Origin of the sequence: Treponema sp. OMZ 788, assembly GCF_024181245.1 — a bacterium.
Classification (GTDB): Bacteria; Spirochaetota; Spirochaetia; order Treponematales; family Treponemataceae; genus Treponema_B.
The window spans coordinates 2,473,537-2,489,614 of record NZ_CP051199.1 but is presented as its reverse complement, the minus strand read 5'-3'; the positions used below and the strand labels follow the sequence as shown (position 1 = coordinate 2,489,614).

14 protein-coding genes and 1 pseudogene are annotated in these 16,078 nt (G+C 38.1%); 8 read left to right on the top strand and 7 right to left on the bottom strand.

Going from position 1 to position 16,078, the window contains the following annotated elements; all coding sequences use genetic code 11:
* Nucleotides 1-57 precede the first annotated feature (57 nt).
* From E4O00_RS12360 to E4O00_RS12350, 3 genes are read right to left on the bottom strand one after another with little or no spacing between them, the layout of a single operon-like run.
* Nucleotides 58-1,494, bottom strand: a complete 1,437-nt coding sequence (locus E4O00_RS12360) for a nicotinate phosphoribosyltransferase (RefSeq protein ID WP_253677656.1) — start codon at nucleotides 1,492-1,494, stop codon at nucleotides 58-60.
* A 25-nt stretch (nucleotides 1,495-1,519) separates the two neighbouring features.
* Nucleotides 1,520-4,003 (bottom strand): DNA translocase FtsK, encoded by a 2,484-nt coding sequence (locus E4O00_RS12355; RefSeq protein WP_253677655.1) that lies wholly within the window; start codon nucleotides 4,001-4,003, stop codon nucleotides 1,520-1,522.
* Nucleotides 4,004-4,027: 24 nt separating this feature from the next.
* The gene (locus E4O00_RS12350) at nucleotides 4,028-4,837 is read right to left on the bottom strand and encodes an undecaprenyl-diphosphate phosphatase (RefSeq protein ID WP_253677654.1); all 810 of its coding nucleotides are present in this window, start codon (nucleotides 4,835-4,837) and stop codon (nucleotides 4,028-4,030) included.
* Between the two features lie 202 nt (nucleotides 4,838-5,039).
* Here E4O00_RS12350 and E4O00_RS12345 point away from each other — a divergent pair, with 202 nt between their 5' ends.
* From E4O00_RS12345 to E4O00_RS12335, 3 genes are read left to right on the top strand one after another with little or no spacing between them, the layout of a single operon-like run.
* Nucleotides 5,040-5,495, top strand: coding sequence for a hypothetical protein (locus E4O00_RS12345; protein ID WP_253677653.1), 456 nt, complete (start codon nucleotides 5,040-5,042; stop codon nucleotides 5,493-5,495).
* The gene (locus tag E4O00_RS12340; protein WP_253677652.1) at nucleotides 5,492-6,199 is read left to right on the top strand and encodes a hypothetical protein; all 708 of its coding nucleotides are present in this window, start codon (nucleotides 5,492-5,494) and stop codon (nucleotides 6,197-6,199) included. Before E4O00_RS12345 ends, E4O00_RS12340 begins: the two co-directional genes overlap by 4 nt.
* 13 nt (nucleotides 6,200-6,212) lie before the next feature.
* On the top strand, nucleotides 6,213-6,599 hold the full coding sequence (locus E4O00_RS12335) for a protein-export chaperone SecB (RefSeq protein ID WP_253677651.1): 387 nt from the start codon (nucleotides 6,213-6,215) through the stop codon (nucleotides 6,597-6,599).
* Here the strand turns inward: E4O00_RS12335 and E4O00_RS12330 are convergent.
* Genes E4O00_RS12330 through sbcD form a run of 3 tightly spaced genes read right to left on the bottom strand, consistent with a single transcriptional unit; the run spans nucleotide 6,596 to nucleotide 10,873 of the window.
* Nucleotides 6,596-9,688: an AAA family ATPase gene (locus E4O00_RS12330; RefSeq protein ID WP_253677650.1), complete on the bottom strand. Its 3,093-nt coding sequence runs from the start codon at nucleotides 9,686-9,688 to the stop codon at nucleotides 6,596-6,598. The two genes, E4O00_RS12335 and E4O00_RS12330, sit on opposite strands and share 4 nt — an antisense overlap.
* 29 nt (nucleotides 9,689-9,717) lie before the next feature.
* Nucleotides 9,718-10,200 (bottom strand): hypothetical protein, encoded by a 483-nt coding sequence (locus tag E4O00_RS12325; RefSeq protein WP_253677649.1) that lies wholly within the window; start codon nucleotides 10,198-10,200, stop codon nucleotides 9,718-9,720.
* Complete coding sequence (gene sbcD, locus E4O00_RS12320) at nucleotides 10,160-10,873, bottom strand: exonuclease subunit SbcD (protein ID WP_253677648.1); 714 nt, start codon at nucleotides 10,871-10,873, stop codon at nucleotides 10,160-10,162. Before sbcD ends, E4O00_RS12325 begins: the two co-directional genes overlap by 41 nt.
* A gap of 45 nt (nucleotides 10,874-10,918) precedes the next feature.
* Here sbcD and E4O00_RS12315 point away from each other — a divergent pair, with 45 nt between their 5' ends.
* From E4O00_RS12315 to E4O00_RS12300, 4 genes are all read left to right on the top strand, one after another.
* Nucleotides 10,919-12,421: a methyl-accepting chemotaxis protein gene (locus tag E4O00_RS12315; protein WP_371922734.1), complete on the top strand. Its 1,503-nt coding sequence runs from the start codon at nucleotides 10,919-10,921 to the stop codon at nucleotides 12,419-12,421.
* A 65-nt stretch (nucleotides 12,422-12,486) separates the two neighbouring features.
* A complete protein-coding gene (locus tag E4O00_RS12310) occupies nucleotides 12,487-12,846 on the top strand; it encodes a GntR family transcriptional regulator (protein WP_253677646.1) in 360 nt (119 codons plus the stop codon).
* 18 nt (nucleotides 12,847-12,864) lie between these two features.
* Entirely contained in the window at nucleotides 12,865-13,566 is a 702-nt protein-coding gene (locus E4O00_RS12305; protein ID WP_253677645.1) for an ABC transporter ATP-binding protein, read from the top strand.
* A 2-nt stretch (nucleotides 13,567-13,568) separates the two neighbouring features.
* Nucleotides 13,569-14,390, top strand: coding sequence for a hypothetical protein (locus tag E4O00_RS12300; RefSeq protein WP_253677644.1), 822 nt, complete (start codon nucleotides 13,569-13,571; stop codon nucleotides 14,388-14,390).
* Between the two features lie 84 nt (nucleotides 14,391-14,474).
* On the opposite strand, the gene E4O00_RS12295 is transcribed toward E4O00_RS12300, so the two are convergent.
* Nucleotides 14,475-15,341 carry an Rpn family recombination-promoting nuclease/putative transposase gene (locus E4O00_RS12295; RefSeq protein ID WP_253677643.1) on the bottom strand — a complete coding sequence of 289 codons (867 nt, stop codon included), beginning with the start codon at nucleotides 15,339-15,341 and terminating at the stop codon, nucleotides 14,475-14,477.
* A gap of 150 nt (nucleotides 15,342-15,491) precedes the next feature.
* On the opposite strand from E4O00_RS12295, the pseudogene E4O00_RS14365 reads away from it, so the two are divergent.
* A pseudogene (locus tag E4O00_RS14365) lies at nucleotides 15,492-16,077 on the top strand (DUF3793 family protein).
* The last annotated feature ends 1 nt before the right edge of the window (nucleotide 16,078 follow it).

Here is a 16,078-nt window from a genome sequence, read left to right as displayed (position 1 = left end):
TATTATCCTCCAAAATTGAATACTTTAATTTATTTATAAATAATCGGTTTTTCTGCCTTAGCTTTTAAAAACCGGTTTTGCTTTTATTAGCTGCTGTTTTAAATCTCTCATCTTTTCACTTAAAGAAACTTTGTATATGTGAGGATTTAAAAGACGTTTTGAGGTATAGTCTAAACTATCAAGCTGTTTTTCGGCATAGGCTTTGATTTCTTTTAGCTTTGGAGCCTTGCCGACCGCCTTTCCGTTTTCGATGCGTTTTTCTAAAAGAGCCTCGGCCTTTGCAGGCGTAAAGGTAAAATTCTGATAATCGTTTGCTGGATGATAAAAGGTCTGCTCTACGCCCTCTTCAATTTTTTCGTTTTCGAGGCTTAGAACATCGGCTTTAAAGGTCCCATCAGGGTTATAAAGCCGCCATACCTGTTTGCTTGCAGGATTAGTCATCTTTGCAGGGTTATCCGAAAATTTCATAACCGGGGTCCATTCTGCTTCTCCTAAACTCTTACGAGCAGCCATCTTATATACTCCCGTAAGGGAGGCCTCATTTCCGCCTGTAACCATGTGGGTTCCGACTCCCCAAGAATCTATAGGGGCATTGTTTTGAACAAGGGATTCTACAATTTCTTCAGTAAGCTCGTTTGAAACGGAAATCTTTGCATTGGGGCAGCCGGCTTCGTCAAGGCGTTTTCTTACATCCTTGCTCAAATAATAAATATCACCTGAATCAAGGCGTACACCGAAGTTTTTTCCCTTTTCTTGTAGGCGTTTTCCAACCTTGATAGCATTTACAATTCCTGAACGGAGGGTATCATAGGTATCTATTAAAAATATCGAATTATCGGGATACATATCGGCATAGGTTTGAAAGGCCTCCTCCTCGTTTTTAAATGACATTATCCATGAGTGGGCCATTGTTCCTAGGGCCGGTATTCCGAGTTCTTTGGCGGCAAGGGAGTTGCTTGTACCGAAGGCTCCTCCTATGTAGGCTGCCCTTGTTGCACTCATAGCCCCGTCGTTTCCCTGAGCCCGGCGGAGTCCGAATTCCATTATAGAGCCTTTTTTTGAAGACAGCCAAATTCTGGCGGTTTTTGTTGCTATGAGGGTTTGAAAATTTATCATGTTTAAGATGAGGCCTTCTAAAAGCAGGGCTTCAACTGTATCAGATTCAATTCTAATTAAGGGTTCATTCGGAAAAACAACACTCCCCTCTTTCATTGCCCAAATATTACCTGAAAATTTAAAGCCGGCAATATAGTCTAAAAATTCTTTTTCGAATATGCCGAGAGAATTAAGCCAATCGATATCGCTTTTTTCAAAGTGAAAATTTAGAATTGTTTCTAAAAGGGGCTCAAGACCTGCAAAGACGGCATAACCGCCCTTGAACGGATTCGATCTAAAAAACATTTCAAAAACGGTTTTTGTGTTATTTCCTTTTTTCCAAAAACCTTGAGCCATCGTCAATTCATAAAAATCCGAAAATAAAGCGTTATCAATCATAAATTTTACCTCATATAATTATTTTTTAAGAATGCGTAATTACTTCCCTCGGTTTTGAACCGTTTGCAGGACCGACAACTCCGCGCTCTTCCATTTCTTCTACTATTCGTGCTGCCCGGTTGTAGCCTATTTTAAGCCTTCTTTGGATATAAGAAGCGGAAGCCTTTCCTTCGGCTAGTACAATCTGCAAGGCCTCATCATATAGGGGATCGCTTTCCTCCCCGAAAAGGGTTCCTTGGGAATACTCTTCATCATCTACAAATATTTCGTCATCTATGTAGTCGGGTTCTCCGAAGGTCTTTACACATTCCACAACCTGTTCTACCTCATCATCGGAAACAAAGGTGCCTTGTATTCGGGCTGGAAAGGGTTTTGTTGTGCTTACGTAGAGCATATCTCCCTTTCCTAAAAGCTTTTCTGCACCGATATTATCGAGGATAATCTGGCTGTCTACACGGGAGGCGACCATAAAGGCTATCCTGCTGGGAATGTTTGCCTTGATTAAACCTGTAATAACATTTGTAGAGGGCCGCTGGGTTGCAAGTACCAAGTGAATACCTACGGCACGGCTCATAGCACAAAGCCTTGAAACTGTTGCTTCAAGTTCTTTTCCTGTGGTAGCCATAAGGTCAGCGAATTCGTCAATGATTATTACGATGTAGGGCAGGGGTTCGGCTGCAATCTTTTCGCGTTTTATTTTTTTATTGTAACTTTTGATGTCTCTTACACTCATTGAGTCAAGCATCGCATAGCGTCTTTCCATTTCGCAGATACAGTACTGCAAGCCTTGAAGTGCTCTTTTAGGTTCCGTAATTACCGGAGTCAATAAGTGCCCGATTCCGTTGTAAAGTTTAAGTTCTACTATTTTCGGGTCAACCAAGAGGAGCTTTACTTCCTCAGGGCTTTTATTGTAAAGGATTGAAAGAATAATAGAGTTTACACAGACCGATTTACCTGAACCTGTAGCACCGGCTATCAAAAGATGCGGGGTTTGACAAAGATCTAATGTTTGGGGTTCCCCTGTTACGTCTTTTCCTAAGACGATAGGGATGCCCATTTTTTCCGTTCCGGGAATTTGAGTTTCAATTAACTCTCTAAAGCCGACTATTGCACGCGATTCATTAGGCACTTCGATACCGACAGCCTGCTTTCCGGGAATAGGGGCAACAATTCGGACGCTTTGGGCCGCAAGGCGCAAGGCGATGTTATCTTGAAGGGCTGTGATTTTACCCAGTTTTATTCCGGGAGGCGGAAGGACTTCAAACATTGTAACGACCGGCCCCTTTCTGATACCTGTAATTTCAATAGCTATGTTAAATTCTTCAAAGGTGTTTTTTAGAGCTACAGCCGCTTTTCGGGTTGAATCGTCTACTATCCAGTATTCGTTTCCCGGATATTTTGTTAGTAAATCATAAGGAATGCGGTAGCCCTTTTTTTTATCCTTTGAGTCTTTTTTAGGCTTTAAAGGCTGGGCTGCACTAATTTCTATATCTCCGCTTAATTCTTCTGAAGGAAGGTTCTCTTCTTCATCTTCTGTATCTTCATCATCAGTATCGGTATTTTCAGAATCATCAGTTTCAATTTCATCGTCTTCGGCAATTTCATTCGGCTCAAGGCTGCCGTATTCAGAAATTTCATCCGGTCCTGATTCATTGTATTCGTCAGTATCATCTTCTATGGAGCTAAGTTCTTCCAAGTCCTGTTCAATGTTTATATCTTCTATTACGACAAGAGAGTCTATAATGCCTTTTTTAGATTCTTGAGGAGGAGCTTCTCCTATGTCGACCTGTATATCTGCATCTATTTTTTCAAGAGGAGGCGGGACATCTTTTACTGTTTCTGCTTCGTTAGTTAGTTGGGATTTTATAAACTGGCTTCGTGTCAGAATGGCTTCTGTCAAAGTTTGCCTATTGGTATCGGGACCGTGTTTATTTGCATTTGATTTTAGCCAAAAGCCTGTTTTGACCGTTTCGTTTCCTTCACCGAATACCATAGAAGTTTCTGATGGATAATAGCTGTCGCCTATAATATCTTCCATTGCTTCTTTTTCGTCAGACTGCATCGAGCCTTTATGATGTAATTTTTCACTTAGTATAAGGGTAAGAAATACTTCCATTAAAAGTAAAAGGCCTGTGGCCAAAGTTACGGCAATTTTTGTAAATTCTTGTACCGTTTCATTTTCAATTTGGGGAAGTAAAAAATAAATTAAATGTTCGCCGATTACACAAGTTAAAAAATACACCGGCATGAACGATAATAAAAATTTTGAATGGAGAGACCAGCCGGGAATCATCAATAAAATTGAAGAATAAAGAAGAATGATTGGTATTAGCAGGGAAGAAAATTTATATGTAGAAAAAAGAACTGTGCCGACTTTTTCAAATGGAAATATATAACCCTTAAAACCGAAAATGGGCAAGAGAACCGCTAAGGCTATGTATACCGAGATTATAAAAATGATGATGCCCAATATAACCGATATGATTCTAAATTTTGATTCTTCTATCAAATTTCAACTCCGAAAGCGTAAAAATTATCCGGCAAAACCCCAAAAATAAATACTAAGACCTATTCCCAGCGGGATCAGGTAGAAAGCAAAATACATTAATCTTCCTTTTTTTATAAGTTTAAGCAAAAACCGGAGAGAAAAATAACCTACAACAAAGGCACTTATCATTCCGGCTATTAAGCTTATAGGGCTTATACCTGCAAGAAGATTATCGGCAGATTTAAGTTCAAGTATAAATGCTGCAAGGATTGCCGGTATCGACAATAAGAAGGAAAATTCTCCGGCCTTTTCACGGTCAAGTCCCGCAAAAAGAGAGGCGGAAATAGTGCTGCCCGAACGCGAGATACCGGGTAGGACTCCTATTCCTTGAGCAAATCCCGTAATTGCTGCCGTAAGGAGGTTTATATTTTTTGACTGTTTTTTAGGCTTTACCTTAGAAGATGCTATTAAAAGAAGTCCTGTTACGATAAAAAAGAGGGGAATAAAACGAATGTCGATGGCTTTTACCCAATCTTTTAGTAAAAGACCTATGACACCTGTTACTGCGGTTGCAGTTATAATGGCTGCAATCATCATAAGATCGTCTTTATCTTCCGGTTTTGATTTTTTTATAATAAACCTGCCTAAAACACAAAAAAGAGATGCAATTTTTTTTGCAAAAACTGTACATACAGCCGCAAGGGTAGCGACATGCAGGAGTATGTCAAAAAGGATGGGAAGGTTTTCTTGTTTAAAAAAATATTCTACAATGGCTAAGTGCCCTGAACTTGAAACAGGTAGGAACTCGGCTAAGCCTTGAACGGCTCCCAAAATAATAGCTTGAAAAATAGACATAAAAATTCTCCCAAAAAGCTTTTACAAAAGATAAGGTTACTGTATCATAAAAAAGAGAAAATTTCCAGCCGGAAATGGTGAAAGATTTAAACGGGGGGGTATTGAAAATTTTCAATCTGGACAAAAAGATACTTATGATATATAATATGTGTAAATACGAAGAGTTAGATAAATAAATATGTTACGGCAAGACAATGAAAGAATGAAAAAATTATTTCCGGATTACTTTATTAAATTTGAATTACCGGAAGGTGCCAGAGAAGAACTTATACAAGTGTATAGAGCATGTAAAAGCGGAAAATGCGATAGGGAATCATTTTTACCCTCTTTTGAAGAGAAAAGTTGTAATGAGAGTTCTCTATCCGATCCTGCAGATCCAAGCGAATATTCTCTTTCTACATATGAGAAACCTAAAGATATAAAAAGATTTGTTTCAATGGATTCGGATATGGAAGATCCTTGTCGGATTGCGATCGGGGAAACCAATCCTGTATACGGTTTAGTACAAAGGACAAAAGAAAGAAAACCAGAATGTAAATCATCCCATGTGGATTGGTGGCTTTATAAGGATGCCACTCCTTATACGGAATTTAAAATAATTGATAATTTTAAAGAGTATTTGGCAAACTATAAAAAAGAAAGGGATAAAAATAAATGAAAGATATTTTTGTAGAAATTAAAGAAGGCGGAAAATTATATATTGATAGAATTTTATTTGAATCATATTATCCTATTTTATTTTCCTGCAAAAATAAAATAGGTGAGCATTATATTTGTGTTTGCTGTCAAAATAACAAGGATGGAAAAAAATGGCTGCTCGGAAAGACTGATGTAAATAACATCATTAAGATTCTTAAAAACGAAATAACAATCCGCGATTTATTATTGAATTATACTTCTTCAAAGATTTCCGTTGACAATATAAACGGTGAGCAAAAAATACGTTATAATAATGATGACTGGAGGACCGACAGTATTTACCTTCCGAAAGAAGATTCATATCTGGAGCCTGAAGAAGGAGAATTTGATGAAGAGATCGAATACTATAGTCAAGAACTTATTAGCAGACAATATGATTCAAAGCCTTTAAACAATATAATACAAAAAAAGGTAGAGAATGACGGTATAAAATTGGAGATTGATACTTTTGAATTTTATTTTGCTAATAGTATCGATATTGTAAGTAAAGTTTTTGAAAACTATAGAGGAATTGCCGATATTACTATTACTAATGTAGAATCAAAAAAATTAGAATATGAATATAATAAAAAGATAGATAATGATTTAAAACCTTATGAACTAGATATATCAGACAAGGTGCAAATAACGATATCTGATGATAATTTTGTGATAGCTGCCTAAAGGAGAAAGAAAAATGAGTAATTATGACAGTGTTTTACATATGCAAGCAATAGTTTTTGATAATATCGAATTTGAACGAAAAGGATTCAAAAATGATAATGAGTTAGAGTTTAACTTAGAAATCCAGATAGGAACCGATAAAGAACACCGGTATAAAGTTACTCTTATTTTGAAAGGAAATAAAAAAGATGAGTATGAATTTTCTGTAAGCCTTTCCGGGTTCTTTATGATTGAAGATGTTAAAAATATGGATGACAAATTAAAGCAGAACCTTATCAGCAAGAATGCTGCAGCTATTATGATGCCTTATTTACGAAGTGAAGTTACATTACTAACTTCTCAACCCGGAACAGATAGTGTCGTTCTTCCCATATTTAATATTAACAAGATTATAGATTAACCCCGTATTTTTATTGCCGAGCCGTTGGCGGTTTTTTCTATTTCGATTTTTTGGGGGATGCGGGTTTTTAGCTCGCTGACATGGGAAATTATTCCGACCATCCGGTTGCCCCTTACTTCGTCGAGGATGCTGATAGCGTTTTCAAGGCTGGCTTCATCGAGGCTGCCGAAGCCCTCATCTATAAACATTGAATCCAGCCTTATGCCGCCGCTTCTTGTTTGAATGGAATCGGCAAGGCCGAGGGCAAGGCTGATTGAAACCATAAAGGTTTCTCCTCCGGAAAGGCTGGCTGTGGGACGGATGCCGCCTGTGTAGGCATCATAAATTTCCATGTCCAGTCCTGAAAGGTTGTTTCCCGAAAGCTCCTTACTCAATTTTAAAACATAGCGGCCGCCGCTCATGCGTTCAAGGCGGGTGTTGGCATAAACGATTATTTCGCGTAAAAAGGCCGAGAGCATCCAAATATCGAATTTCAGTTTATACTTATTGCTGCCGTTTAAACTTAAAGAAAGTTCGGTTATAATACGGGCTTCTTCGGCCCTTTGTTTTAACTCGGTCAAAAGATTTTGCCGTCTTTCAAAAAGGTCTTTTAGCTTGTCGAGAGCGCTTTTTACTTCCGTAAGGCGGTCTTGCTCTTCGTCAAGATTTTTTTGTAAAACTATAATTTCGTCTTCAATTTTTTCGGGAGGAATGAAGGTCTTGCCTTCAATATCTTTTTCGAGGCCTGAAGCGGAGTGCTCCAAGGTTATCTTTTCTTCCTTGAATTTTGTTACCGTTTCTTCAAAACCATCGATTTTTTCTTCAGGTAAAATAGAATCTAAAAGCTCGTTTAAAGAGGTAAAGCCCTTCCGCTCAAGCGAGGTTTTTAAATTTTCTTCTTCTTCCAATAAGGATTTTTCCCATTTTGCCAGCTGTTCCTGCCTTTGAATGAGTCCGGCCTTTATGCTCGTATGCCGGTCATTACTTTCTTTGAGCCTTTCCTCGTAGCCGCTTATTTTGCGGTCGGAGGCAAAAATCCTTTCATTGCAGCCTTCGATTGTGTCCTCGATGTTTTCTTTTTGGATATCGGAGGGGATTGCCTTAAAGGCATCATCGTATTGCTTTTTCTTTTCGTGGAGGATTGTGTTTAACTCGCTTTCTTTTATCTTGATATTTGTAAGGGCATCGCTTAAGGCTTCTTTTTCATTTTGGATAGAAGAAAGTTTTTGCTCTAAATTTATTTTTGCAGTGTTTGCGGTCTGAGCTTCTTTTAAAAGAAGGCTGTCTTTTTCAGCCTCCTTTGAGGTTTGAGGAAGGAGTTCTCCTATTGTTTTTTCGGAAGGCATTTCTTCAAAAATAAAAGAGCCTTTTTTAAATTCTTCATTTAGTTTAAAAAAAGAGCGGCCAAGTTCTTCAAGCTGCTCCTTGTGCCATTCTGCATCCTTATTGCGGGCGGTTAGATTATTGCTTAGAGTTTCCTTATCATGATTAAATTTTTCGATGCTGCGTTCGCATTTTTGTATTTTTTCTTCTAGTGAAAAAATGCTTCCCATATTTTCGGCGGCGGGAGAAGGATGATGTATTGAACCGCAGACAGGGCAGGGTTCTCCGTCTTTTAAGTGAACGGCAAGGGAGGAGGCCTCTTGGTTTATTTCAAAATCTTTTTTTTCTTTTTTGAGTTTTTCAAAAAGCTCTTTTTCAATTTCGATGTCTTTTAAAATTAACTGTAAATCATTGTAGTTTTTTTCGGCCGCTGCCTTATGGGTTGTATAGAGCTTTGCCGCTTTTTCTCTTTTTGAAGCAATCTCAAAAAGCCTTTTTAGGTAAGAAAGTTTTTGGGACGAGGTTTCGGCCCTTTCTTTTCTGTTATCGAGATCATTGATTATTTCAAGATATTCCGAAGCCTTGTGTTTTAGTTCCTGAATATTTTTTTCGCTTTGTGCAAGCTTGTCGGTCTTTTCTTTTTTTTGCAGAGAAAGTCCTTTTTTTTCGTATGATTTTTCTTCTATTTCTTTGTAAACCTCGGCGGCCCTTTTTAGACGGTTTAAGTTTTGTTTTAACTCGGTATTGTTTTCTTTTTCGGATTGTATGTCTTTTTCTTGTGTTTTAAGGGTTTCCAAAATTTCGGTTACGGTATTTAAGTCTTTTATCTTTTTTTCGATATCGGTTTTATACTCGGTTATGCTGTTGTTCAGTTTGGTTACAGAATCGGCGAGGGCTTGAAGAGATGAGGCTCTGCGGGCCTTTTCGGCAGCTTCTTCCATCATTTTTATATCGTTTTGATGGGCTTTAAGATTTTCGAGCCTTGTTTTTATCGCTGTAAGTTCTTCCTTTTTTTCTTTGAGAACCTTTGCTTGCTCTTTTTCCGAGATTTTTACCTCGATTTTTTTGGAAATTTGGTTGTAATTTTTTTTGATAAGTTCAATCTCTTTTTCAAATTCGCTCTTTTTTGAAGGATAGGAATCGGCATCGAATTCTTTGCCGAGGTTTTCAAGGGCATCTTCGATATTTTTTATCTTATAGGATTCTGCCTTTTCCCTCTCCTTCAGGTTTTCCATTATTTTGGTGTATCGCGAAATAGGAAAAAGCTCTTCAAGGGTTTCTTTTTTTTGGCTTGAATTTTCGCGTAAAAAGGCGGCAAATTCGCCCTGCGGAAGAAGGACAATGCGGGCAAATTCTTTTTCGTTTAGGTTTATGATGTTCAATATTTTTTTGTCCGTGTCCCGCTTATTTGTTGCACTCAAATCTTTCCAAGTTCGGCCGTCCCATTCGGCTAGGGCCGATTCTTCGGGACTTTCGCTTTTTTTCCCCGGGCGTAAAAAGGGGAGCCGTCTAAAAATTTTGTATTTGGAGGGGCCCATTGTAAAGATAAGCTCAACCTCTGCCGTTTCAGTTTCCGGGGCAAATTGGCTTCGGAGGCTGCGGGCAATTTGAGAGCGGCTTCCCAAGGGCTTTGAGTAGAAGGCATACGAGATTGCATCGAAGATGGTCGTTTTTCCGGCTCCGGTTTTGCCGCATACCAAAAAGATAGAATCCATGAGACTGAAGTCTATTGTGTGTGTTCCTCGAAAGGGGCCTATGTTTGTTAGTTTTAAAAGTTCAGGTTTCAAATTTATTCCTCCGTTAAAATCTTAAAAGTTTACTCGGTAAACCCTTCTCTGCAAAGGCTTTTGAAAAGTTCCTGTTTTTTTGCAGAGGGCTCTTCGTCTATTGCCTTTTCAAAAAGCATAAAGTTTTCAAAGATTACATCCTCGTCTTCGATGTTCTTTTTTAAGATATGAATTTGCTCTTCTTCTTTTAATTCGGCTGCGACAGCCTCTTGGTGCAGGTTTAAAAGATAGGGAAATTTTTGCTGCAAGAGGCTCATCGGGCTTTGAATAACGGCAGAGCCTGTGAGGTTTATTTCTAAAAAATCATCTTTGTAGGCATCGAATTTATCCGTATTAAAAAAATCGAAAAAACAGCCTTCTAAGCGGGTCATTTTGCGTAAGGGTGTAATCGGAATTTTTTCTACCCGTACAGGAAAGACTTGACTCTTGCAGTCTATGTCGACGGATAAAACAACCTTTTCGGCTGAACATTCATCGAAGGCATAGGTTAGAGGGGCTCCGGAATAGTACATTCTGCCGGTTACTTTTTGCATTTTGTGTAAGTGTCCCAAGGCCGTGTATGTAAAAAAAATTGAAGAGGGCAGGCGAGACATATTCCGCAGTACCTAAAAAGGCTCTTTCGGATGAGGAGCTTTCTCCGTTTAAGGTAAAAAGATGGGCAATCAAAACCGAAGGAATTGCCGGATCTACAACTTCTTTTAAGCGGCGGGAGGCTTCTTGAGCCATCTCGGATTGAGATGTCAATTTTAACTCCTCATTTTGGCCGGAAAATGAGCCTAAATGTAAAAAAGGCATTAAAAAAAATTGAACTTTTTCTCCATTTTGTGATATAATAACGGGTGAGCATAGTTTGCCGGTGTCTGAAGCAATGTGAATATTACTCGCACTTAAAATTTTAGAACCGAAGGCAAGCCTTTCGGCAGAATCATGGTTTCCGGGTATGATGAACACGGCTGTATCAGGACAATCCTTATGGACGGCGGATAAAAATGAATCGAAGAGGGCTACATATTCTGCAGGGGGAATTGAACGGTCGTATACATCACCTGCAATAATAAGAGCTGCATAAGCGTCTTTTAAAAGAATTTTATGAATATCATCGAGCATTTTTTTCTGTCTTTCGAGTTGAGGGGCTTCATATAGGCTTTTGCCTAAATGCAGATCGGCGGTATGCAAAATTTTCATACTTCTAATGTATGGGTATTTAAGGATTATGTAAAGGACCTTGTAATGAAAAACTACATAAAAATTGTTTTTGCTTTGTGCGGTATTGCTTTGGCGATCGGGATAGGAGGTGCAGCTTTTTTTATTGCTTCAAAACCTTCTTCGGATTTTCAGCTCAGAACAGATTATTTGCTTGAGTACAGATTCTATCTTGCAAGTTTAAGGGCGGATATGTACAGGACTGCAAGCAAGGATGGTGAATTTTCGGTTCAAAATCTTAAAGCAAGAATAAAAGAAACTACAAATTCTTTTGAAAATTTAAAAAAACTTTCTACAGCCGATAAAAACGATTCTAATTTAAAGTCCGCTTATAGTGATTATGAAGCTTCAAATAATAAGCTTTTTAAAAGCATAGAGGCTTGGAGGCAGGAGTTTGAGCTTACCGGCGATTCATCGGCTAACACTTTTTTGCCTGTTTTAAAAGAATTCGATGCCGTTCAAAATAGTTTTGAAAAACTGAAAAACGAATATAAAAACGGATTTACCCGTCAGGAAAAGCGGGCTAAGACCCTTGCTGTCCTTTTAATAGTTTTAGCCTGGGTCATCGGTGTATTTTTGACATGGCTCCTTTCTTCGGTCATATACAATATTTATATTGAAAAAGAAAAGGCAAAAAAAACCAACCTAAGACTTCATGCAGGGCCTAAAACAGCCGACAGGCAAATTTCTATTCCGGATAATACAAAGCAGTCCCAAGAGGAACACGATAAAACTATATTACAAAATTCCGCTCAGCAAACTTCTTTCCAAAAATCTTCTTATACGCAAGCGGCTTCTTATGCACAAACCGCTTCTGCCGTTTCTATAGAAGAATCTCCTGTTTATATAAAGCTGCAAAACGATTATAACGAATTAAAAGAAATGTCGGATGAGTTGAACGGCGCTTATAATGAGCTTCAAGAAAAGCATACTGAACTTGTTGAATCATATAAAGAACTTCAAACCGCTTTAAAGCAAGGCGATGAAAAAAAGGCTGAAAAATGCGAAACGGTAAAAGCCTTTTTAACCGATATACAGATGGATGCTGCCGAAGCTCAAGAAGATGCACAGGCGGCACAAGAACTTGTAGAAACATTCCAAGGCGGCCATAAACTGTTCAAGTCTACTTACGAAAAAATTGTTCACATAAATCAAAGTATTTCCGACATACAGGAAATGTCTGAGGTAATTGCAGGCATTGCCGAACAGACAAAGATGCTCAGCATGAATGCGGCCATTGAAGCCGCCCATGCAGGAGATGCCGGAAAAGGATTTGCCGTTGTAGCCGAAGAGTTGGGCCGCTTGGCAGCAGCTTCTGTTGAAAACTCCGCCGACATAGGAAAGACCGTAATTGATGTTGTAAAGAGTATTTCGTTTATGGCAAAGAGCAGCGAAGATTTGGATAAGGCATTTAACGATATAAACATAAAAACAAATCAGGTTTATACAACCGTTATGAATTTCTCCGATAGGATGGTCCAAACCTTCCAAAAAACCGACAGTGTTTTGCGAGGCCTTGACACAGTATAAGAATTATAGTATTATAGACAGATAGAAGAGTCGTGATACTCAAAATTTGCGGAGGTTCCTTTGTTGTGAAAGTTGTATATGATCAAAATCGTCCTATATATTTACAAATAGTCGAAAAAATAAAATGTAAGATTGTCTATGGAGAACTTAACCCCGGCGATAAAATTCCTTCAATGAGCGATATGTCGGTCGAAATGGATGTAAATCCTAATACTATGTTTCGTGTGTACAAACAGCTTGAAAGTGAGGGAGTTACCGAGGCAAAGCGAGGTTTAGGCAGTTTTGTAGTAGATGAAAAAGGTCTGGTAGAAAGATTGACCGAAGAGATGGCCGATCAGATTATCGTACCAGCAATTGAAGGATTGAGGAATCTAAAATTTTCTGATGAGCAAATAATTGCCTCAATAAAAGCAAGATTAGAATAAGTTTTTATGGGAGAAAAAATGAGTACAATACTTGAAACGGAGCACTTAAAAAAAACATACTTAGGAAAGAAAACAGCTCTTTATGATGTCAGTTTAAAAATTGAAAGCGGAAGAATATACGGTCTTTTGGGACCGAACGGTTCAGGCAAAACAACCTTTTTAAAAATAATTGCAGGCCTTATAAAACCTACAGCCGGAAATTTTAAAATATGCGGAAAAGAATTTGGTATGGATACAAAAAAGATTGTCGCCTTTTTGCCGGATAAAAATGTTGTATATCCTTGGATGACCTCCAAAGATGCCGTCAATTTTTATTCAGATTTTTTTGAGGACTTCGATAAAAACAAGGCCTTGGATATGCTGAAATTTATGAAGCTTGAACCCAATCAAACTGTAAAAACCATGTCGAAGGGTATGATTGAAAAGCTTAATTTAACCCTTACATTTTCGAGGGCTTCTAAGCTTTATATTTTGGATGAGCCTCTTGGCGGCACCGACCCTGTAGCGAGAGAGCAGATTATTAAAACCATAATCAAAACATGGACTGAAGAAAGTGCCATCCTGATAACGACTCATCTGGTATCGGATATAGAGCATGTATTTAACGATGTTGCCTTTTTAAAAGAAGGTGAAATTGTTTTGGAAGGGGATGCGGAAGATTTACGCAGCACCCGAGGAAAATCTATCTATCAAATCTATCTTGATGTTTTTGGAGTGTAAAAATGGGAAGAATTTTTAAATATGAAATAAGACGAAGACTTACTACTATTTTGATTTTAAGCGGAACTATGATAGTTTTATCGCTGGGTTCGATAGCCCTCTTGGGGATTTTTAAAACTCCTTTCGGCACAATGGGCACTACAGGGGGCCTTTGGCTCGGCTTAACATTTTTTGCTCTTTTTTTTATACCTCTTGTAATGTTTTTTACATGCAGCAACGGACACATCGATGAGCTTTTGTACAAAGATACCAATTATCTTATGCTGACAATTCCCATACGAAGTGAAGCTATATTGGGGGGCCGTATCCTCGCAGGTTTTGTGGAGTATTTAATATACACCCTTATAGCTGCCGTCTTTTTTATAGTGATAGGGGCTCAGCAAACTGTTTTTTACGGGGCCTCAGGGCGGACCGTCATATCGGTTTTAGGGGATATATTTTATCAGATATTTGCACAGAATTTTCTTCCATTTCTTTACGGCATCTTACTATTGGTTTCATCATTTTTACTTGTAGGAACAGCCTTTATGTTTGTTAAGGCCTTGACCCGTTCTTTTATAAGAAAAAAGATGACGGCTCAAATTATTGCAGTCATTCTTTTTGTTTTAATTTTTGAAAGAATAATAGCTTTTGGTACTTATTTAAGCACGGAATGGGATCTTGTGCAGTACATAGATCTAAGATTTGTGGTCTCCCAATATCAGCCCCTAGGACATATCCAGCCGATACCTGTTCACTTGGTTACAGTCATTATGACCATGCTTATTTCAGCCGGCTTTTTTGCAGCGACCAGCTGGTTATTCAATAAAAAGGTAGAACTTTAGCCGTTGATCAGGTCAAGGGCGCAAAGGTTTTTTAAGCTTGCTTCTATGGCTCATTCTTTAAGGCCTTTGCGCTCTTTACTCGTTTTATAAAGCTTCTATTTCTTCGATAGAAAGACCTGTCATCTTTGTAATCATATTTATATCAAAGGCTTCCAGTTTCATCATTTTTGCAGTTTCAAGCTTATTTTGGTAAGCACCTTGTGATATGCCTTGTGCTACACCTTCGCGATAACCCTCACTTATACATGATGCCCTGTCGTTTTCATATTTCATGCGGGAGTCATAGAGCCATTTTTCTTTCGGGCTCATTTCCATTACTATAATTTTATCATTTGCTTTTGCCATTACTTTAGAAGTTTCTGCCAGCATCTTTCTTACCTCCGGATTATCAGTTTCGATAAATTTAAGCCAGTTTAATAAGCGTTTTGTTTTATTATCCTTACACTGACCTTCTTTTAACAGCCTTGCCTTTTCAAGGTTTAATATATGTATCTCAAGTTTTGAAACTAAAGGCTCTTTTGTGTCTTGTTCAAGAATAACGTACTTATTATGCAAACGCTTATTTTTATTAAAGCCTTCCCCTATTAAGTTTATTGTAATACACTTTGGAAGTTTTGTATAGTCTTGGCCTTGTTTTACACCTTCATTATACATCTTAGACCAATAATACAAGGTTCTTTCAGGGAAATCAAAGTGCCATCTGTTTTGAATCTCAATATCAACAAAAGTCCCATCTTTTAGTCTTAGTTTTATGTCCAAAACTCCTAACTTTTCACTTAAGAGTTCCTTATGAAACTCCTTATCCAGAAGTTCCAGCCCTGCGATGGTTTCAGGGGGAATGTCTAATATACATTCCAGTAAGTCCTGAAGTACATCCTTGTTTTCTTCCACTCCGAATACACGCTTAAAAGCATAGTCGTTGCGGAGGGTTATTTTAAACGGTTGTGTCATATCAACCTCCATAAAATTTATTTAGAAAAAAGAAAAATTTTCCCCTTTCATAATTATTGTATGAAAAGTTTGTAATAGATAGTAAAATTTTTTATAATTATTTAGTAAGTGATAGTTGACTTTATTTAAAAAGTATGCTTAAATATCCATATGTTGGATATTGCTAACATCGAATATAATTTAGCTTATTCTTGTGCTCCTTGTTTGGCGGGGCTAAAGCCGTCAAATTTGATTTCAATTTCGGCAGAAGATTTTAAGCAGTTTTTTTTGCTTGATAAGGACTTGCTTGAATCAAAGGGGTTTTATTTAAGAGTTTTGTGCGCTTGCGAAAAGGGTGTGCAAATTCTTCTATACAAAAAAAAAGGCCTTAGAAGAATTGATTAGGGATGAGAGGGTGCAAGCAGCTCTTTTAATGTTCGGTTATGAGCCGGGGATGAGTTTGGAGGATATGCTTAACCTGTTAGCTTTAAAAATGCACAGCTCGCAGGCGGACAGACACTGTAAAAGATGCTGCACATTTCCGCATGAAATAGGGCTTTTTTTAGGTTATCCCGTATACGATGTTTTGGAGTATTACAGACGAAGGGGCGAAGGGTGTATTTTTTCCGGATACTGGAAGGTTTATGCCGATGCAGAAAAGGCTGCCGAAACCTTTGATCAATATAATGAATGCAAAAAGCATTTTGCTTTGCAGATAGAAAGGGGCTTAAGTCTTTACGATTTGTTGAGTGCTTAAG